Raw genomic sequence first — 20,388 nt, 5'->3', positions numbered from 1 at the left:
GTCGCGCCAGGCAGAACACCCCATCGGGCCTAGCCCCCACGAGAACAGGATTGCCCATGTCCTTTGCTTCCCTCGGTCTCTCCGAGGCTCTTGTCCGCGCTATCGAGGCTGCGGGCTATACCCAGCCCACTCCGGTGCAACAGCGGGCCATTCCCGCCGTGTTGCAAGGTCGCGACCTGATGGTCGCCGCCCAGACAGGTACTGGTAAAACCGGCGGCTTCGCGCTTCCGATCCTTGAGCGTCTGTTCCCGGACGGCCATCCCGACAAGTCTCAACGTCATGGTCCCCGCCAACCGCGCGTGCTGGTGCTGACGCCCACCCGTGAGCTGGCTGCCCAGGTACATGACAGTTTCAAGGTCTATGCCCGCGACCTGAATTTCATCAGCGCCTGCATTTTCGGTGGCGTCGGCATGAACCCGCAGGTCCAGGCCATGGCCAAGGGCGTCGACGTCCTGGTCGCCTGCCCAGGTCGCCTGCTCGACCTCGCTGGCCAGGGCAGTGTCGACCTTTCGCGGGTCGAGATCCTGGTGCTGGACGAAGCCGACCGCATGCTCGACATGGGCTTCATCCATGACGTCAAAAAAGTGCTGGCGCGCCTGCCGGCCAAGCGCCAGAACCTGCTGTTCTCGGCAACCTTCTCCAAGGACATCACCGACCTCGCCGACAAGCTGCTGCACAACCCCGAGCGCATCGAGGTCACGCCGCCGAACACTACCGTCGAGCGTATCGAGCAACGGGTCTACCGCCTGCCGGCCAGCCACAAACGCGCCCTGCTGGCGCACCTGATCACCTTGGGCGCCTGGGAACAGGTGCTGGTGTTCACCCGTACCAAGCACGGCGCCAACCGCCTGGCCGAGTACCTCGAGAAGCACGGCCTGACCGCGGCGGCGATCCACGGCAACAAGAGCCAGAATGCCCGCACCAAGGCGCTGGCCGACTTCAAGGCCAATACCGTGCGCGTGCTGGTCGCCACCGACATCGCCGCTCGCGGCCTGGACATCGACCAACTGCCTCATGTGGTCAACTTCGAGCTGCCCAATGTCGAGGAAGACTACGTTCACCGCATCGGCCGTACGGGCCGTGCCGGTCGCTCCGGTGAAGCCATTTCGATGGTTGCGCCGGACGAAGAAAAGCTACTCAAGAGCATCGAGCGCGTCACCCGCCAGAAAATCCCGGATGGCGACCTGATGGGCTTTGACGCATCGCAGGTCGAGGCCGAGAAGCCGGAAGTGCGCGAGCGCCAGCCGAACAATGGCCGCGGTGGCCGCAACCAGCAACCTCGCGGCGAAGGCGGCAAGGAAGGCAGTGGCGGACGCAAGGACAAAGGCAAGGACAAGGGCCGCAACAAGCCTTCGTCCGAGAAGGCCGCGGAAAAGGACAAGTCTGGCGAGAAACAGCAGCAAGGCCAGCAGCGCAAGCCGCGCGACCAGAAGCCACGCCAGCAGCAGAACAACGGCCAGAAAGCCGTGCCTGTCGCCGCACCCAACCGTGACCCTGAGGAGTTCCTCGACGACGACGTCGACAACTTCGGCAACCGCGCCGACTACGTCAGCCCCTACCAGAACGCCAAGAACCAGGGGCGCAATCGTCGCCCGGGCGGCAACGGCGGCCAAGCCCAAGGCCAGCGCAGTGGTGGCGGCCAGGGGCAAGGCCAGGGTCGTGGCAATGGCCAGCAGCGCCAGGGCCAGGGCTCCGGTGAAAAGCGCCCGCGCAACGGCGGCGGCAGCAATGGTGGCGCCCGACGCGACAACAACGGCGGCCGTGCCCGCCGTGAAGATTCGTCCCGCCAGGAACCGGCCGTGCGCAACCCGCGCGAGTCGCAGAGCGCGCCAGTGATCATCCGCAAGGAATCCAAGCTGGACCGTTACCCGACCCCCGAGCAACTGGACGACCTGCCAAGCCGCCCACGCGGTGAACGCCCAGCACTGCTGACCCGCAAGGGCTGAGCGCGCCATCGCGGGGCCTGCCCCGCGATGCGGCCATGCAAAGCCAACAAAAACGCCGCCCATTGGGCGGCGTTTTTGTTGCTGGCGAAGCGAATTACTTCTGCTTCACGCCTTCGACGCTGATGTCCAGGTCCAGGGTCTGCGAAGTCGGGCCCGGGCCCTTGATGCCGAAGTCGTTCAGGTTCAGCGTGGTGGTGGCGTTGAAGCCAGCGCGCTCGCCGCCCCACGGGTCCTTGCCCTCGCCATTGAACACGGCCTTGAAGGTTACCGGCTTGGTCACGCCGTGCAGGGTCAGGTCGCCGGTCACATCGGCAGTCTTGTCACCGGTCGACTTGACGCTGGTGGAGACGAATTTGGCTTCTGGATATTTTTTGACATCCAGGAAGTCCTTGCTGGCGATGTGCTTGTCACGCTCGGCGTGGTTCGACCACAGGCTGGCAGTCTTCAGGTCGACGCTGATCTTGCTCGCCTCGGGCTTGGCGCTGTCCCAGGTGAAGTTGCCGTCGAAGTCCTTGAAGGTGCCGTGGATGAAGCTGTAGCCCAGGTGGCTGATCTTCCAGTCGACGAACGCGTGCTGGCCTTCCTTGTCGATCTTGTACTCGGCCGCCATGGCCTGGCCAGCGGAAATCAGTGCGGTACCGAGCGCCAGAGCGGCAAAAGTCTTTTTCAACATCCTTACTTCCTTCCTTTGCAATTGAGGTTGAGATTCAAGCTTTGCGGCCCAGCATGCGGGTCAGGGTCGCGTCACGGTCGATGAAATGATGTTTCAGTGCCGCCAATGCGTGCAGTACAGCGAAAATCACCAGGCCCCAGGCCAGCCAGAGGTGGATCACACCTGCCAGGTCGGCCTGGTCGGGCAGGTCGCTGACCAGCGCGGGAACGTCGAACAAGCCGAACACCGGAATACCCACGCCGTCGGCCGTGGAAATCAGATAGCCCGCTATCATCACCGCGAACAGGCCCAGGTACAGCGCCAGATGGCCCAGCTTGGCGGCCAGGCGAGTGACCTTGCCATGATTGGCCGGTGCCGGCGGCGGCGGGCTGACGAAACGCCAGACTACCCGCAACAGCATCAGTGCCAGCAACACCAGGCCGATGCTCTTGTGCAGGTCCGGGCCCGACTTGCGCCATGGGTCGTAATAATCGAGGCCGACCATCCACAGGCCAAGGCCAAACAGCCCGAAGACCGCCAGCGCCACACCCCAGTGCAGGACGATGCTGACCAGGCCGTAGCGAGAAGATGAATTGCGCAGTTGCATGTTGGCGTATTTCCCCGTGAAAGCTGTGCACAAGACTAACGCGTAATGCATCGAATAAAAGCGTAAAAAACAGCTTCTGATTATCGAAAAACCAGATATTTATTCTGCAAGCTTCCTATTAAGGAAACATTAACGATAGACGTTTGGAAGATCCGACGCCATCGCGGGGCAAGCCCGCTCACACAGGGCCCCGCGCAGGCAGCTATACCGGGATCAGCCGGCCTTGGCCTGGCTGTTGACCACCGGCTTCTTGGCCGGTTCCGACTTGGCGGTGGCCTTCTTCACCGGCGCCGGTTTGGCTGCAGGCTTGTGGGCCTGCTTGGCCGCAGGCTTGGCTTGAGCGGGCTTGGTAACGGCAGGTTTCACCGGTTCATCCTTGGCCACAGGCGCCGGGACGACAGGGGCGGGGGCCGGTACGGGCACAGGTGCAACCTCTTCGGCCTTGGTGATCGGCGCAGCCTTTACCTCTGGCTGGTCACCACCACCAAACAGGCGCGAGAAAAAGCCCGGCTTGTCCTGCTTGGCCTGCTCGACCTTCACTGGCTCTGCCTTGGCGGGGGCCTTGTCGGACGAGCCGCCGAACAGGTTGGAGAAGAACCCGCCCTTGTCCTTCGCGGCCGCGACGCCAGCCGCTCCAGTAGCCGCTGCGGCGGCTACCGATGCAGCCTTGGCCGGGTCGAAGGACTTGCCCGCCGCCAGGTCCTGGACCTGTCCCGCAGCACGCTGACCGCTACGCAGGGCCCCTTCGAGGGTACCTGGGTAAAGCGCATCGGTGTGTTCGCCGGCAAAGGCGATCCGTTGTACCGGGCGCTCCCACAGGCGCCAGTATTTGCTGATCTGTCCCGGGCCATAGGCCAGGTAGGCACCGCCCATGCCGGCGTCGGTGCTGTAGCGGCGGATTTCATAACCGGTAAAGGCGCCGCGTGCCTGCGGGTAAAAGGCGTGCAGGCGGATCAGCACCTGATCGACCATCTGCTTGTCACCGAAAGCCTGGAGCAAGCGGGCGTTATCGCCGGACAGGTTGATCACCACGTTGGCGCCACCCTTTAACGCCGGCTCGATCCACAGCATGCCCAGGCCAGTGTTGCTGAAGATCTCGCCGGACATGCGTGCACGGCTTTCCCATACCGGGTTCTTGAACTTGAGCATCAGCTGGTCGCGCCAGCCATAGTTGGTACCCTTCAAGGCCGCCAGGTGCTGCCCGTCCAGGCCAGGGGTCATCTGGATCTTGGCCAGTGCACGCAGCGGCACGGCCATGACCAGATAGTCAGCCTGGTAGCCGACACCGCCGACCTTGACGGTCACACCGTCCTTGTCCTGGACGATAGCGGTCACCGGAGAGCTGGTCTTGATGGTCTTCAATTGCTTGACGAAGGCCTGGGCCAGTACCGGGCTGCCACCCGGCAGACGCGCGGCGCGCAGGTCACGATCGCTGACGTTGCGATAGACCCGGCTCTGCTGGGCGAAATACAGCAGCGACAGGCGCGACGGCTCGTCATAGCGGGTACGGATCTGCTGGTTCACCAGTTGGCGAGCGGTCGCCGGCAATTGCAACTTGTCCAGCCAGGTAGACACAGTCATCTGGTCGAGGGCGAACAGTGTGCTGTTCGCCGCGGGATTGAGCGGGTCATCGATGGAGCGCGCCAAGTCATCGAGGGTCTTCTCAAAGCGTTTCAGCGCTTCAGCTGTGGCCGGCTGCTTGCTTGTGAGGTCCGTGGCGCTGAAGTATTCACCATCGATCAGGTAGCCGGGATTACGCACGAACTCCGGGGCCGGCAGGGTGCCCACCTTGAACTGCTCCAGATACTGGTTCAGTACCGGCTGGGCCTTGCTGTTGCCGATCCACTCGCTGGTTGCCAGGCCCGAACGCCCGCCCATGCCGGCCTTCGCTTCCAGCAGCGTCACCTGCCAGCCTTTGCTCTGCAGCTCGTAAGCCGCAGTCAGGCCCGCCAGGCCACCACCGACGACGATAGCCGTCTTGTCCTTGGCCAGCGCGGCACCGCTGGAAACCCCGATCAATACCAACGCGCACAGGCGCACCCAAGCAGCAGCCATGATGGCGAACTCCGGTTAGAGAAGCGACAGAAGAGACGGGAGCAATGCCCCGGGAGAGATGCGTTAAGAATACGTCACCTCTGCCCACCCTGCCACCGCAGTGACATCAAGTGCCTTTGGCAACTGGTAATTTTGTCAGTAGCAGTGGGTCGCCGGCTCGTGCAGCCTTGGCTGGCACTCAAGCACCGAGCCGGGGTACAGCCGTGATCTACAGCGAAGACTTTGCCAGATGGACGCCTTCGGCGCCCCTCCCCGAATGCACCTGGCACGCGCCCACTGGTCTGAGCATCGTATCCAATGGCATCGTCTACAGCGCGCGCTACCAAACCGACGAGGGGCGGCTCGGCACCGAATTGATCATCCATGGCCAGTGCGATATCGAGTTCATCTTCGGCCAGACGGTCGATTGCCTGCTGCTCGAGGTAGACGTCAACACGCTCGGCAGGGCCGTTTCGACCGCCTACTGGTTGACACTGCGCGACCAGGGCTACACCGAGTTCGCCCCCGGCCCCGGCACCCACGGTACCTCCTGGCACGACGTACCTGGCCCGCTCGACCGCCTGACCCTGTCCACCCTGCCGCAGTGCACCGTGCATATCCGCCAGTTGGAATGGCGCCCGGCCTGGAGACATTGAGCGGTTGTCCTGCCACCCGGCATTGCTTAGGCTTACGCGGTCAAACCGAGCCGTAAAGCCAGGAGTAGTGCCCATGGGCCTCAACGATCAGTGGATGCAGCGCGACCTGAAGGTCCTTTGGCACCCATGCACCCAGATGAAAGACCACGAACAGCTGCCGCTGATTCCGATCAAGCGCGGCGAGGGGGTGTGGCTGGAGGACTTCGAGGGCAAACGCTATCTGGACGCCGTCAGCTCATGGTGGGTCAACGCTTTCGGCCATGCCAACCCGCGCATCAACCAGCGCATCAAAGACCAGGTCGATCAGCTCGAGCACGTGATCCTCGCCGGTTTCAGCCATCAGCCGGTGATCGAGTTGTCCGAACGCCTGGTGGCCATCACTCCTGCCGGCCTCGAGCGGGTGTTCTACGGCGACAATGGCTCGTCGTGCATCGAAGTGGCGCTTAAGATGAGCTTCCATTACTGGCAGAACACCGGGAAACCGCAGAAGAAGCGCTTCGTCACCCTAACCAACAGTTATCATGGCGAGACCATCGCCGCGATGTCGGTGGGCGACGTGCCGCTGTTCACCGAAACCTACAAGGCGTTGCTGCTGGACACCATCAAGGTGCCAAGCCCGGACTGCTACCTGCGCCCGGAAGGCATGGGCTGGGAAGAGCACTCGCGGAACATGTTCGCGGCCATGGAGCAGACCCTGGCCGAACACCACGCCAGCATCGCCGCGGTGATCGTCGAGCCACTGATCCAGGGCGCCGGCGGCATGCGCATGTACCACCCGGTGTACCTCAGGCTGCTGCGCGAGGCCTGCGACCGTTACGACGTGCACCTGATCCACGATGAGATCGCCGTCGGCTTCGGCCGCACCGGCACGATGTTCGCCTGCGAGCAGGCCGGCATCACCCCGGACTTCCTGTGCCTGTCCAAGGCCCTGACCGGCGGCTACTTGCCGCTGGCCGCCTGCCTGACCACCGACAAGGTCTACCAGGCCTTCTATGACGACTACCCGACCCTGCGCGCCTTCCTGCACTCGCACAGCTACACCGGCAACCCGCTGGCCTGCGCCGCGGCCTTGGCCACTCTGGACATCTTCGAGCAAGACAACGTGATCGAGGCCAACAAGGCCTTGTCGGCGCGCATGGCCAGCGCCACCGCGCACCTGGCCGACCATGCCCACGTCGCCGAAATCCGTCAGACCGGCATGGTCGTGGCCATCGAGATGGTCCAGGACAAGGCCACCAAGGCCGCCTACCCCTGGCAGGAGCGCCGCGGCCTGAAGGTCTTCGAGCACGCCCTGAGCCGGGGCGCGCTGTTGCGCCCGCTGGGCAGCGTGGTGTATTTCCTGCCGCCTTACGTCATCACACCCGAGCAGATCGACTTCCTGGCAGAGGTGGCCAGCGAGGGGATCGATATCGCCACCCGCGACAAGGTGAGCGTCGCCGTGCCGGCCGACTTCCATCCGGATTTCCGCGATCCGGGCTAACCCCAGACCAACCCGAAACCTGTAGGAGCCGGCGCGTCCGCTCCTACAGGATCTGCGTCAGCCTTTTTCCAGAGCAAGCCCATGAGACTCTCCCGCTTCTTCATCGACGCCCCACTGGGCCTTGGCGAGCACGAGCTCCCCGAAGCCCAGGCCCACTACATTGGCCGCGTGCTGCGCATGGCCGCTGGCGACGCCGTGCAGCTGTTTGACGGCAGCGGCCAGGAATACCTCGGCCAACTGCTCGAAGTCGGCAAGAAAACCGTGCGCGTCAGCCTCGACCAGGCCCTCCCCGGCCAGGCCGACTCGCCTTTGCACATCCACCTCGGCCAGGGGCTGTCCCGGGGCGAGCGCATGGACTGGGCAATCCAGAAAGCCACCGAGCTGGGTGTCAATGAAATCACCCCTATCGTCAGCGAACGCTGCGAAGTACGTCTAAAGGACGAGCGCGCCGACAAGCGCCTGGCCCACTGGCGCCAGGTGGCTGTCAGTGCCTGCGAGCAGTGCGGGCGCTCGACCCTGCCGATGATCCACCCGCCCGTGACCCTGGCCGAGTGGCTGAAAAGCACCAAAGCCGAACTCAAGCTGGTGCTGCACCCGGTGGCCGAGCCGCTGACCAGCCATGCCAAACCGGCCAGGCTGGCCTTCCTGATCGGCCCCGAGGGCGGCCTGAGCGAAGCGGAAGTCGAGCTGGCCAAGGCCGCCGGCTGCCACGCAGCTCGCCTCGGCCCTCGGGTGCTGCGCACCGAAACCGCCCCTGTGGTGGCCCTGTCGGTGGCGCAGCAATTGTGGGGCGACTTCTAACGCACGTAAAAAGATACGGCGACAAAGTGCATCAGGCTGCCGGCAATCACGAACAGATGCCAGATGCCATGCCAGTGACGGAATCGGCTGTCAAACGCAAAGAAGATGATGCCGACGGTGTAGAACACACCGCCGGCCGCCAGCCAGGCGAAGCCCGCAGCACCCAGGCTATGCAGCAACGGCTTCACCGCCACCAGCACGATCCAGCCCATCAGCGCATAGATCACGATCGACAGGATCCGCGCCTCGGAGCGCGGCTTGATCTCCTGCAACATGCCGATCAGCGCAAGCCCCCAGACCACTCCGAACAGGCTCCAGCCCCAGGGGCCCCGCAGGCTCACCAGACAGAACGGCGTGTAGCTGCCGGCGATCAGCAGGTAGATCGACAGGTGGTCTAGCTTGCGCATGATGCGCTTCGCACGCCCGCGAGTGCTGTGGTAGAGGGTAGAGATGCTGTAGAGCAGCAGCAGGGTGAAACCGTAGATGGAGAAACTGACGATCTTCCAGGGATCGCCCTGCAGGCCCGCCACGACGATCAGCCAGCTCGCGCCGATACAGGCCAATACCGCACCGACCAAGTGGGTCCAGGCGTTGAAGCGTTCACCGTAATACATGCAAACACAGACCTCCCGCAGCAGTCAGGGTTCCTGAGCCCCGCGACAGGGCCCGCTCAACCATCATCCTAGCCAGCTGCAGATTGCAGATAAGCGTCACGCACCAATCTTTCCAGCCCGGCCAGGTCAGGCACCCGCGCCACCTGCTCGCCCACCTGCACTGCCGCCAGCTCCAGCGCGGCCAGTGGCACATCAACATAGTTCAACTGACTGTCGAGTTTGCACGAGCGCGGAATGCCCTGCAGCAGCAACGCCAGGAAGCGCAGGCCGGTATCCCCCAGTGCATTGAGCACCACTACCCGTGCCCGCTCGCCGCAAGTGGTCTGCCCGCCACAAGCGGCCTCGAAACCGATCAACGGCAAGCGCTGCTGGCGCCAGTCCACCCAGCCCAGGTGCCAGGCCGGCTCTCCTGGCTCGCAGGCGATGGCGCGATGACCAATCAATTCGGCCACCGCCACGTTGGGCAGTACCAGGGTGCGGTCGCCCAAGGGCAACAGCAGGCCGGTGAGGCTGCTGCGCTGGCCGGCGATATGTTCAAGCATGGGGTTGGCTCCAGTGGGCGATGCTCTGCAACAGGACCGACTCCTGGTAAGGCTTGCCGAGGTATTCGTTGACGCCGATGGCCATGGCCCGGTCGCGGTGCTTCTGCCCGGTGCGCGAGGTGATCATGATGATCGGCAACTGCGCCAGGCGCTGGTCGCGGCGGATACGCGTGGCCACCTCGAAACCGTCCATGCGCGGCATCTCGATGTCCAGCAGCAACACGTCCGGGCGGTGCTCTTCGAGCAGCGCCATGGCATCCACCCCATCCTTGGCGGTCAGCACGCTCATACCGTGGCGTTCGAGCAGGCGGCTGGTGACCTTGCGCACGGTCACCGAATCGTCCACCACCATCACCAGCAGCGGCCGACGCGGCACGGGCCCCGTCAGCAGATGCTGCCCCTGCGCCACGCCCGGCAGGCGCGCCAGGCGTCGCTGCTGGCCACGCAACTGGCCGAGCAGGTCGAGAATCAGCACCACCCGTCCGTCGCCGAGCAGAGTGGCACCGGACAGCCCCGGCACCGCCGCGAACTGCGGGCCCAGGCTCTTGACCACGATTTCGCGGCTGGGCGACAGGCTGTCGACCTGGATCGCGAACGATTGTTCGTGGGAATGGGTGAGCAGCACCGGCAGCGGTACGCTCTGGCCCAGCAGGTTGGGCTGCGCGCCCTCCTGCAACAGTTCGCCGAGGTAACGCAGTGCGTAGTCATGCCCGGCATAGCTGTAGCGTGGCGGGTCCAGCCGGTAGCAGGCTTCCAGCTCCGCCGGCGGCACGCGCACGATGCCCTCGATGGTGTTCAGCCCAATTGCGTATTGCTCATCCTCCACATGCACCATCAACGCCCGGTTCACCGACACCGTGAACGGTAGGCGGATCAGGAAGCGCGCACCCTTGCCGGGGCTGGACTCGATGCTCATCGAACCGCCCAATTGCTTGACCTCTTCATGGACCACGTCCATGCCCAGGCCGCGCCCGGAGATCTGGGTGATCTTCTCGGCCGTGGAAAATCCCGGGCGCAGGATGAACTGCAGGATCTCGTGGTCGCTCAGACGCGCCTGCGGATCGAGCAGACCGCGTTTGATCGCCTTGTTGCGCACCGCCTCCAGCGGCACCCCGGCACCGTCGTCGCTCATCTCGATGACGATGTCGGCACCTTCGTGCAGCAGGTTCAGGTGGATGGTGCCCTGCTCCGGCTTGTTGGCCGCCAGGCGCGCCTCGCGGGCTTCCAGGCCATGGTCGACGGCATTGCGCAGCATGTGCTCCAGCGGCGCGACCATGCGTTCGAGCACGCTGCGGTCCAGCTCGCCCTCGGCATTGCCGACCACCAGTTCGACCTGCTTGCCCAGTTCGCTGGCCACCTGTCGCACCACCCGTTGCAAACGCGGCACCAGGCGTTCGAACGGCACCATCAAGGTGGCGGTCAGCCCCTCTTGCAACTGGCTGTTGACCCGCGCCTGCTGCTGCAACAGGCTGTGCGCCTCCTGGGCCCGCTGCAGCAGGGTTTCCTTGAGGTCGAGCAGGTCCGAGGTGGACTCGAACAGCGCCCGCGACAATTGCTGCAACTGCGAATGGCGGTCCATCTCAAGTGGGTCGAAGTCGTCGTAGGCATCACCCTCGAACTGGTGCCGGCTCGAGATCCGCCCCTGGGTCTCGATATCCAGGCGCAACAGCTGGTCGCGCATGCGCTCCAGCGTGGTCTCCATCTCGTTGAGGGCGAACTGCGCATCGTTGACCTGCTGCTCGATGCGCCCGCGGATCACCGAATGTTCGCCGGCCAGGTTGCCCAGGTCGTCCAGCAGTTCGGCATCGACCTTGACCATGTCCCCGGCCCGCTCGGGGGCGACAGCCGGGGCTTCGGCCGGGGCGGGCTCAGCCTGGGACTGCCCGGCGGCGCTGTCGGTCAGCGCTGCACTGGAGAAGTTGCGGATATAGTCGATCAGCGCCGTCGCCGCATGCAGCGGCTCGCCCAGGCGCGCCGCGTCGAGCATGTGCGCCAGGCGGTCATGGCAGTTCTGCAGCAGGCTGAACAAGGCCGGCGTCGACGGCAGCCGTGCGGCCGCCAGCAGCTCGTAGAGGAATTCCAGCTCATGGGCCAGGTCGCCGATGGCGGCGATCTCGACCATGCGCGCCCCCCCCTTGAGGGTGTGCAGGTCGCGCAACAGGTTCTCCACCTCGACCGTGATGCGCGGGTCGGCCTGCCAGCGCGCCAGGGACTGGGCCGCACTTTCGAGGATATCGGAGCTTTCCTCGAGGAAAACTTCCAGCAGTTCCTTGTCGCCTTCGCTTTCCTGCGTGTCGTCCTGCGCCTCGACCGGGCCAGGTGGCGGAGCGTTGTGACGGAAATCGCGCAGTTCACCCAGCAACTCCACCGCCGACAGCGGTGACTGTCCCTCGCGCAAGCTGCGCAGCATCCCGGCCAGGGCGTCATGGCTGCGTGCGAGCAGCTCGAACAGCCGCAGGCTTGCCCCGATCCGCCGGTCCACCAGCCCTTCGTAGAGCAGCGCGAGCTCCTGGGCAAGCACTTCGATCGCACCGATCGCAGCCATCTGCGCGCCGCCCTTGAGGGTCAGCACATCATGTTGCAACGCAGACAGCGGTGACAGGCTTTCGGGATCGTCCTTCCATTGCCGCAGCGCCTGGTCGGCGCCCTCGAGAATATCGGCGGCTTCCTCGAGGAACAGGTCAACGACCGCTGGGTCCGGTAGCTGACCTGCGACAGGCAGCGTTGTCGCGCCAGCTGCGCCTACCAGCCCCAGGGCCGCCGGATCGAGGGCATCATCAAGCAAGCCGTGCAAGGCGGCCAGGCAATCGGGGCGTGCTGTCGGATCCTGCCCGGCGGCTATTTCATCGAACAGGTCGAACAGCGCTTCGTGGGCCTGCCGGGCGATGGCGAAGAAACGCGGCGTCACCGCCAGGCTGCCCTCTTCGACCGCACCGTACAGGTCGAGCAACCCTTCGCAGACTTCATCCACCTGCCACAGCTCGGCCTGGTGCGCGCCATGGCTGAGGGTGGTCATTTCCTCGAGCAGCAGGTGCAGCTCATGATGCTGCGTGGCGTCGGCCTGCCAGTTGGCGAGCCGCGCCTCGGCGTCGAGCAGGATATCCATGCCCAGGGTCAGGAAAGTGGCCGTCAGTTGCGGGTCACGCCGGGCCCGGCGTGCCGGATGCGCCTCGGCCTGGTGCCTGGCCAGCCTAGCATCGACCGTTTGCCCGACCTGCTCGATCAACGCCGCAGCCCCCGGGATGGCAGCCAATGGCGTGCTGTCCAGCTGGGCCAGCCCCAGGTGGAACAGCGCACGTGCAGCCTCCAGCAGCTCGGTTTCGGCCTGCTGCAAAGGCAGGTGATGACCTTTGTATTCGCGCACCAGGCGGTCGAGCGCGGTGGCCAGCTCCGCCACCGGCATCACGCCGGCCATGGCGGCGCTGCCCTTTAGGGTGTGCAAGGCGCGTTGCAGGCTGTCGCTGACCCCTGTGCCTTGAGCATCAGCCATCTGCAGGAAGACATCGAGCCCGGCCAGGTGCCCTTGTGCCTCGTTACGGAAGATCTCCAGCAGCTGCGGATCGAGACCGTCGATGCTGGCACTGGCCGGCGTGTCGTTGAGCGCCAGCGCGTGCAGATGCCCGGCCAGTTGCTCGATTTCCGCAGTGGGCGGCAGTTGGCTGGCGGCGAAGTCGGCGAGCAGGTCGGGCAGGCGCACGAAGACCTGCTGCAAGGCCACCAGGCCTTCGGCACTCAGCGTGATGCGCCCCTCCAGCACCCGGTTAAGCAGGTGCTCGGCGCCCCAGGCAAGCTCCGCCACGGCCTCTGCGTGGACCATCCGCCCGCTGCCCTTGAGCGTATGCAGCGCACGACGCACCTCGATCAGTGAATCACGCAAACCATTGTCGGCACGCCAACGCAGCCATTGGCGCTCTATTTCAGGCAACAGTTCGCCGGCCTCTTCGAGGAACACTTCGCGCAACTCGTCATCGATCCCGTCCGCCGTCCGGGCGTCAGCCAAGGGGCGCTCGAGGCGCGGGCATTGCACGCCCAGGGCGGTCAGGCTGGCGAGGGCCATGTCGATGAAACGCTGGGCATCAGCCAGCGGGTCGGCCACTCGCCACTGCAACCAGGCCTCGCCGGCGCACAGGGCATCGGCCAGATGGGCCAACTCATCGGGCAGCGGCTCTTCCTCCACATGACCCAGCCAGCCCTGCACATATCCCGCACACCCGCCGAACACTTCGGCGGCAGCCGGAAGCATCAGCATCGCCAACGCCCCGCGCACCTGCTGCAGCAGACCGGGCAAGGCCTGCAGGCGCTGACGCGACCAGTCCGACTCCAGGCAGTCGCCGATCAGGTCCTTGGCCTGCTGCAGCACATTGAGCGACTCGTTGAGTACCAACTGACGAATCTCGGCCAGGTCAGAACCAGGCAGGTTGCCTGGCGAGGTCTCCTCCAGCGGCCCGACCATGCCGTTGAGGGTCGCCTCGACGTACAACAACGCCCCGGCGACATCCATCAACAGCGCCTCGTCCACCGCGCCGTCATTCTCGACCTGCGCCTGCAGCGCCAGCACCTGGTCGATGATCACACGTCGTGGCTGCTGGAAACCCAGCACTGCCAGAGTGTCGGCGACATGGCGCAGGGGCGGCAGCAACGTCTCCAGCGGTTCGCGTGGCGGATGCTCGCCACTGACGAAGGGGTCGAGACGGTCCTTGATGCGCATCAGGTCATCGCACAGCGCCATCACCACCGAACGCAGCGCGTCGCGCCCAGGACCGGCCTGCATGTGTTCACGCCAGCTCCCCAGGGAAAGATCGAGGTTGGCCAGGTCCGCCGCGCCAGCCAGGCGCTGTCCGAGGTCGCCCAGCAGGCTGCCTTGGGCCAGGGGTTCGGCACCGCGGCAGACCCGCAGCTGGTTGAGCAGTGGCATGACCACCAATGGCAGGTCGTGGCGTGCCCCGCGCAGGCGATCCAGGTAGGGCGGCAATTGCTCGAGCCCCCGGAACAGCGCGCCCAGGCAGTCGCCACGAGGGCGCACCTGTCCGTCGGACATGGCCCGCCCAAGCAGCTCCAGTTCCTCGGCCAGGCGCGTCGCGCCCGGCAATTCGAGCAAGTGCAGGCAACCGTGCACCTGGTGAAGGTTGTCGACAAAGAACGCCAGCATCGACAGGTCGCCCGGATCTGCCGAAAAACGCTCCAGGGCCTGTCGCGCCTGTGCCAGGCAATCAAGGATGGGGGCCTTGATCCATGCCAGGGCCACCGTGTCGTGGCGCTCGCCAGCCGTACTGCCCGGGCCGGCCATGCTTGCCCCGCTCACGACCGTTCCACCGGTCTGGGCAGGGTGAAACCGGATACCGAACGGCGCATCTCGCTGGCCATGCGCGCCAGGTGGCGGATGCTGTCGGCCGTGGCCCCGGAACCGGCGGAGGTCTGTGCGGTGATCTGCTGGATCACCGCCATGGTGTGGGAAATCTGCCCGGCAGACGACGTCTGCAACTGAGCGGCATCAGAGATGCTGTGGATAAGGTCGGCCATCGTCTGCGATACACCTTCGATCTCAGCCAGCGCCACGCCGGCGTCCTGGGCCAGGCGCGCGCCGCGCACCACTTCGGCGGTGGTCTGCTCCATGGAGATCACCGCCTCGTTGGTGTCGGCCTGGATGGTGCGCACCAACGCCTCGATCTGCCGGGTTGCCGAGGACGAGCGCTCGGCCAGGCGCTGCACTTCGTCGGCGACCACGGCAAAGCCTCGGCCAGCCTCACCGGCGAGCGACGCCTGGATGGCCGCGTTGAGGGCGAGGATATTGGTCTGCTCGGCAATGTCGTCGATCAGGCTGACGATATCGCCGATCTCCTGAGAGGATTCACCCAGGCGCTTGATCCGCTTGGCGGTGTCCTGGATCTGCTCGCGGATGTTGTCCATGCCGTGGATGGTGTTGTGCACCACCTCGTTGCCCTTGTTGGCAATGGCCACCGAGCGCTCGGCCACCTTGGCCGATTCATAGGCATGTGCGGAGACCCGGTCGATAGACTCGACCATGTCACCCACCGCCTCGGACGCCTCGCTGATCTGCTCCGCTTGGTGCTCCGAAGCCTTGGCCAGTTGGCGAGCGGTGTTCTGCGTGTCCTGCACCGCAGCAGCCACCTGCTCGGCGCTGTGGTTGATGGTGGCAACCAGATCGCGAAGCTGGTCAACCGAATAGTTGATCGAGTCGGCAATGGCGCCGGTGAAGTCCTCAGTCACCGAAACCGTGACGGTCAGGTCGCCGTCGGCCAGTTCCTCGATCTCGTCTAGCAAACGCATGATCGCCTGCTGGTTGCGTTCGTTTTTCTCGGCGGTTTCGCGCAGCTGGCGGTGCGTGGCGCGCACCATCACCAGGCCGATGAGGATGATCGAGGCCAGTGCCAGCAGGCCGAGCACATAGCCGCCGACGGTGTCGAGAGTGCGCCCGCCGGCCAGGTTCTCGAAGCCGTTGGCCAGGTGCGAGGCTTCGTCGAGCAGGGTCTGCGACAGGCTGAAGATGTTGCCGGCAGCCTCGCGCACGCGAAACAGTTCGGGCGAGGTTTCGAGAATCTCGTCCACCGAGCCCGAGACGAACTGGAACAGTTCGGCGATCTCGGCCAGGCGCGCCCGGGCATCGGTGTCCTCGACGCGGGTGACCTGAATCGCCGGATTGCCGGCGAGCATACCCTCGAGCACCTGGCCGAAACGGCTGGCGTCGCGGCCGAAGGCATCGGCGGCCTGCACCGAGGACTCGTCACCGGCGAGCACGGTGTTGACCGAGCCGAGAATGCGCTCGGCCAGCAGCAACTGGCGCTGGGCCACGGCCACCTGATTGGCCGGCGCACCGCTCTGCAGCAGGATTTCAACTACTTTCTCGTATTCGACCTGCAACTGCGGAACCGTTTCGGCCAGGGTGGCCGCGACCTGATGCAGCGACAGCACGGTCTGTTCACTGGCCAGGATGGTGTCGGTGTTCTTGCGCAGGTTCTCCCAGTCCTGGCGTACCGCATCCATTTCGTCGCGCACCGCGGCGGGCGCTGCGGGCAGGCCGGTGGCCTTGTCACCTTCGCGCAGGTAGCTCCAGCGTCGTTCGAAGTCGTTGCGTGCATCGCTGAGCAACCTGAACGCCAACGCCTTGCCCGCCGCAGCCTCGGTGGCGTTCTTGGCAATGCGCTGGGACAGCACGCGCAGCTCGCCGGCATGGCCTATGTACTGCTTGTCGTGGTTGGCCTGGGTGTTGAGGTAGGCGAAGTTGGCGAACAACAGGACGATCGACAGGATCAGCACCACGAACAGCACGGTGATCTGCGCGGTGCTACGCGGGCGTTGGGCCACGGCGGCGGGCGAGACGCCAGCTGCGGCAACGGTGGGTCCTGGCTTGTTCACGTCGAAAGTCCTCTACAACGCCACATCGAGAAAGCCCGGCGCCTGGGCCAGGGCGAACGGGCTGAAGATCGCCCAATTACGCTCACGGGGAAAATGCCCATGTACGAAGGGCGCGGCCGCACGGATCAACGGTTGCGGCGGTGACAGCTCGAGGCTGCTCAGAGCGAAATGCTGCAAGCCGACCACCTCATCCACCAGCAGCCCGGCGAACAGCTCTTCATGATCCAGCACCAACACGCGCCGTTGCTTGCCCGCCGCGGCCGGGCCAAGGCCAAAAAACGCACACAGGTCCATCACCGGCAGCAGCCGCCCACGCAGGTTGGCCACTCCGCGCACCCAGGGCTGCACACCCGGCACCCGGCTAGCGCGGGGCTCACGCAGCACTTCGGCGACTTCGCCCATGGGCGCGACGAACCACTGTCCGGCAACTCGAAAACCGATGCCGCTCCATTGTTGCAGGCGGATGTCCTGCGGTGGCTGGTCGGCCACCAGCAGGCGGCAGCGCCGGTCGATGTCCAGCAGCAGTTCGAAGGCGGTCAGCGACGCGCCCTGGGGCCGGGTGGTCAAGCCTGCAGCACTTCTTTGAGCTTGGTGATCAGCGCGTCTTCTTCCACAGGTTTGGTCAGGAAGTCGCGGGCGCCCTGGCGCTGGGCCCAGATCCGATCGGTTTCCTGGTCCTTGGTGGTGACCACGATCACCGGAATGGCGCTGGTTTCCGGGTCCTTGCTCAACTGGCGGGTGGCCTGGAAACCGTTCATGCCGGGCATGACGATGTCCATCAACACCGCGTCGGGCTTCTCCTGGCGCGCCAGGGCCACGCCGTCGGCGCCGTTGTCGGCCTTGAGCACCCCATAGCCGTGCTTCTCCAGCCATTCGGTCAATTTGTACATCTCTGTCGGCGAGTCGTCGACAATCAGAACTCGGGCCATGCTGTTTCCCCATCAGGAAATAGAGACGCCGCCCTGCGTGGGCGGCGTCAGGGTGCGTGTGGATCCTGCGCGGCGAAGCCCGGCACGCAGGCACGGATCGCGTCGAGCAGTTCTTCCTTGCTGAAAGGTTTGGTCAGGAACTGGTCGGAACCGACCACCCGGCCGCGGGCCTTGTCGAACAGGCCGTCGCGGGAAGAGAGCAGGATCACCGGGGTGTCCTTGAACTCGCGGTTGTGCTTGATGATGGCGCAGGTCTGGTAGCCGTCGAGGCGCGGCATCAGCACGTCGACGAAGATGACCCGCGGTTTGTGGTCGACGATCTTGGCCAGGGCGTCGAAGCCGTCACTGGCGGTGATCACCTCGCAGCCTGCCTCGCCGAGCAACATCTGCGCGGTGCGGCGGATCGTGCGGGAATCGTCGATCACCATCACCTTCAGGGGTTGTTCCATAGTTGCGCTTCTGCCTGGGAGCGAATTCGCCAAAAGGCCATGCAGGCCATGTGCCTGGCCTTTTTAGCACACTCCCGAAGGCCATTCCATCCGCCCGCCCCTTGACCGTGGGCGCGCCCGGCGCCACCCTGAGCCACTTTTCTTTCGTACCATGCGGCCAGTGCCGCCAAGAGGAACTACCCCATGAGCGTTCGCCTCGGGATTGTCATGGACCCCATCGCGTCCATCTCCTACAAAAAGGACAGCTCGCTGGCCATGTTGCTGGCCGCCCAGGCCCGCGGCTGGAGCCTGTTCTACATGGAGCAGCGCGACCTGTACCAGGGCCAGGGCAAGGCCCGCGCACGCATGCGCCCGCTCAAGGTGTTCGCCGACCCGGCCCGCTGGTTCGAACTGGGCGAGGAGCAGGACAGCACCCTGGCCGAGCTGGACGTGATCCTGATGCGCAAGGACCCGCCCTTCGACATGGAGTTCGTCTACAGCACCTACCTGCTGGAACAGGCCGAGGCCGAAGGCGTGCTGGTGGTCAACAAGCCGCAGAGCCTGCGCGACTGCAACGAGAAGCTGTTCGCTACGCTGTTCCCGCAGTGCACGCCACCCACCCTGGTCAGCCGCCGCCCCGACATCATCCGCGAGTTCGCCGCCGAGCATGGTGATGTGATTCTCAAGCCGCTGGATGGCATGGGTGGCACTTCGATCTTCCGTCACCGGGTCGGCGACCCCAACCTGTCGGTGATCCTCGAAACGCTGACCGCGCTCGGCGCCCAGCAGATCATGGCGCAGGCCTACCTGCCGGCGATCAAGGACGGCGACAAGCGCATCCTGATGATCGACGGCGAGCCGGTGGACTACTGCCTGGCGCGCATCCCGGCCAGCGGCGAGACCCGCGGCAACCTGGCCGCCGGCGGCCGCGGCGAAGCCCGCCCGTTGAGCGAGCGCGATCGCTGGATCGCCGCCCAGGTCGGCCCGACCTTGCGTGAAAAGGGCCTGCTGTTCGTCGGCCTGGACGTGATCGGCGACTACCTCACCGAAATCAACGTCACCAGCCCGACCTGCATCCGCGAGATCGACGCTGCCTTCAACACCAATATCGGCGGGCAATTGATGGACGCCATTGATCGCAAGCTTCAGGCGCGCTGACCGAGGACACGTGGCAACACCGCGCAGTGGGGTATGATGCCGGTCCTTTTTGACTGAGCTGCTGCCCCGCAGAGGCTCTGTACGAAAACTCTTGAGACGCAGGTCAGGCAAGGCGAAAACAGCCGAGGAAGCGGAGTGTACTGGAGTACATGAGCATTCCGAGGCTGTTCTCAACGCAGCATGAACAAGTATCAAGGCTTTTCGTACAGAGCCTAGCGGTTGCTGGATACCCGATGACGCTTCCCGCTGACATCCCACCCGACCTGCTGCCACCGCGCGTTCGCCCGGTGGACCGGCTCGGTTTCACCCTGTTCCTGGCCGCCCTGGTGCACCTGGCGCTGATCCTGGGCGTGGGTTTCACCGTGGTCAAACCGGCCGAGATTCGTCACGCCATGGACATCACCCTGGCCACCTTCAAGAGCGAGAAAGCGCCCGAGAAGGCCGACTTCCAGGCCCAGGACAACCAGCAGGGCAGCGGCACTCTGGACAAGAAAGCGGTGCCCAAGACCACCGAGGTCGCGCCGTTCCAGGACAGCAAGATCAACAAGATCACCCCGCCCCCGGCGGCGAAACCGCAAACACCCCCGGCACCGGCCAAGGCCGTGGTCGCCACCCAGGCGCCGAAGCCGCAGAAAGTCGAGCCCAAGCCGAAGGAAAGCAAGCCGCAACCCCAGCCCCAGGCAAAGGTTCCGGACTTCGACAGCTCGCAGCTGTCCAGCCAGATCGCCAGCCTCGAGGCCGAGCTGTCCCAGGAACAGCAGCTCTACGCCAAGCGCCCGCGCATCCACCGCCTGAACGCCGCCTCGACCCTGCGCGACAAGGGCGCCTGGTACAAGGAAGAGTGGCGCAAGAAGGTCGAGCGCATCGGCAACCTCAACTACCCCGAAGAAGCCCGGCGCCAGCAGATGTACGGCAGCCTGCGGATGATGGTGTCGATCAACCGCGACGGCTCACTGTACGAGGTACTGGTGCTGGAGTCCTCGGGCCAGCCAGTGCTGGACCAGGCCGCCCAGCGCATCGTGCGCCTGGCGGCGCCCTTCGCGCCGTTCACCGGGGACCTGGCGGAGTTCGACCGCCTGGAGATCATCCGTACCTGGCGCTTTGCCCGGGGTGACCGGCTGCAGAGCAACTGACCCGAGGGTGACGGGCACCCCGGTGGGAGCGGGA

General features: G+C 65.1%; 16 protein-coding genes. 6 read left to right on the top strand and 10 right to left on the bottom strand.

Translation table 11 applies throughout. The features are described from left to right. Nucleotides 1-56: 56 nt before the first annotated feature. Nucleotides 57-1,946, top strand: coding sequence for an RNA helicase RhlE2 (rhlE2, locus tag BMY03_RS22970; protein ID WP_177182945.1), 1,890 nt, complete (start codon nt 57-59; stop codon nt 1,944-1,946). Between the two features lie 94 nt (nt 1,947-2,040). Here the strand turns inward: rhlE2 and BMY03_RS22965 are convergent, their stop codons facing one another. The 3 genes from BMY03_RS22965 to BMY03_RS22955 all read right to left on the bottom strand — a co-directional run bounded on the left by BMY03_RS22965 (nt 2,041) and on the right by BMY03_RS22955 (nt 5,260). Continuing rightward, on the bottom strand, nt 2,041-2,619 hold the full coding sequence (locus tag BMY03_RS22965; RefSeq protein ID WP_023629958.1) for a YceI family protein: 579 nt from the start codon (nt 2,617-2,619) through the stop codon (nt 2,041-2,043). Between the two features lie 34 nt (nt 2,620-2,653). Further along, on the bottom strand, nt 2,654-3,205 hold the full coding sequence (locus BMY03_RS22960; RefSeq protein ID WP_094012344.1) for a cytochrome b: 552 nt from the start codon (nt 3,203-3,205) through the stop codon (nt 2,654-2,656). A gap of 213 nt (nt 3,206-3,418) precedes the next feature. Next, nucleotides 3,419-5,260, bottom strand: coding sequence for a flavin monoamine oxidase family protein (locus BMY03_RS22955; protein ID WP_094012343.1), 1,842 nt, complete (start codon nt 5,258-5,260; stop codon nt 3,419-3,421). A 203-nt stretch (nt 5,261-5,463) separates the two neighbouring features. Here BMY03_RS22955 and BMY03_RS22950 point away from each other — a divergent pair, with 203 nt between their 5' ends. The 3 genes from BMY03_RS22950 (at nt 5,464) to BMY03_RS22940 (ending at nt 8,176) form a co-directional block, all read left to right on the top strand. Then, nucleotides 5,464-5,895 (top strand): hypothetical protein, encoded by a 432-nt coding sequence (locus tag BMY03_RS22950; RefSeq protein WP_023629961.1) that lies wholly within the window; start codon nt 5,464-5,466, stop codon nt 5,893-5,895. Between the two features lie 73 nt (nt 5,896-5,968). Beyond that, entirely contained in the window at nt 5,969-7,375 is a 1,407-nt protein-coding gene (locus tag BMY03_RS22945) for an adenosylmethionine--8-amino-7-oxononanoate transaminase (RefSeq protein WP_038706917.1), read from the top strand. An 81-nt stretch (nt 7,376-7,456) separates the two neighbouring features. Then, nucleotides 7,457-8,176: a 16S rRNA (uracil(1498)-N(3))-methyltransferase gene (locus BMY03_RS22940; RefSeq protein ID WP_094012342.1), complete on the top strand. Its 720-nt coding sequence runs from the start codon at nt 7,457-7,459 to the stop codon at nt 8,174-8,176. On the opposite strand, the gene trhA is transcribed toward BMY03_RS22940, so the two are convergent. The 7 genes from trhA to pilG form a co-directional block, all read right to left on the bottom strand. Continuing rightward, entirely contained in the window at nt 8,173-8,790 is a 618-nt protein-coding gene (gene trhA, locus BMY03_RS22935) for a PAQR family membrane homeostasis protein TrhA (protein WP_023632083.1), read from the bottom strand. The genes BMY03_RS22940 and trhA overlap by 4 nt on opposite strands. A 68-nt stretch (nt 8,791-8,858) precedes the next feature. Beyond that, nucleotides 8,859-9,332, bottom strand: a complete 474-nt coding sequence (locus BMY03_RS22930; protein WP_094012341.1) for a chemotaxis protein CheW — start codon at nt 9,330-9,332, stop codon at nt 8,859-8,861. After that, nucleotides 9,325-14,619 (bottom strand): hybrid sensor histidine kinase/response regulator, encoded by a 5,295-nt coding sequence (locus BMY03_RS22925; RefSeq protein ID WP_094012340.1) that lies wholly within the window; start codon nt 14,617-14,619, stop codon nt 9,325-9,327. Before BMY03_RS22925 ends, BMY03_RS22930 begins: the two co-directional genes overlap by 8 nt. A gap of 11 nt (nt 14,620-14,630) precedes the next feature. Continuing rightward, a complete protein-coding gene (locus BMY03_RS22920) occupies nt 14,631-16,655 on the bottom strand; it encodes a methyl-accepting chemotaxis protein (protein WP_094012386.1) in 2,025 nt (674 codons plus the stop codon). Nucleotides 16,656-16,718: 63 nt separating this feature from the next. Further along, complete coding sequence (locus tag BMY03_RS22915; protein WP_038706921.1) at nt 16,719-17,273, bottom strand: chemotaxis protein CheW; 555 nt, start codon at nt 17,271-17,273, stop codon at nt 16,719-16,721. Continuing rightward, nucleotides 17,270-17,635 (bottom strand): twitching motility response regulator PilH, encoded by a 366-nt coding sequence (gene pilH, locus BMY03_RS22910; RefSeq protein WP_023631715.1) that lies wholly within the window; start codon nt 17,633-17,635, stop codon nt 17,270-17,272. Before pilH ends, BMY03_RS22915 begins: the two co-directional genes overlap by 4 nt. A gap of 47 nt (nt 17,636-17,682) precedes the next feature. Beyond that, nucleotides 17,683-18,084, bottom strand: a complete 402-nt coding sequence (gene pilG / locus BMY03_RS22905; protein ID WP_023631716.1) for a twitching motility response regulator PilG — start codon at nt 18,082-18,084, stop codon at nt 17,683-17,685. 183 nt (nt 18,085-18,267) lie between these two features. Here pilG and gshB point away from each other — a divergent pair, with 183 nt between their 5' ends. Both gshB and BMY03_RS22895 read left to right on the top strand, forming a co-directional pair. Continuing rightward, on the top strand, nt 18,268-19,221 hold the full coding sequence (gshB, locus tag BMY03_RS22900) for a glutathione synthase (protein ID WP_046853923.1): 954 nt from the start codon (nt 18,268-18,270) through the stop codon (nt 19,219-19,221). A 233-nt stretch (nt 19,222-19,454) separates the two neighbouring features. After that, entirely contained in the window at nt 19,455-20,354 is a 900-nt protein-coding gene (locus tag BMY03_RS22895; protein ID WP_023631717.1) for an energy transducer TonB, read from the top strand. Nucleotides 20,355-20,388: the final 34 nt, after the last annotated feature.

Source organism: Pseudomonas soli (assembly GCF_900110655.1).
Taxonomy (GTDB): domain Bacteria; phylum Pseudomonadota; class Gammaproteobacteria; order Pseudomonadales; family Pseudomonadaceae; genus Aquipseudomonas; species Aquipseudomonas soli.
Note: the sequence above shows the minus strand (reverse complement) of the source record. Positions and strands in the feature narration are given on the sequence as shown.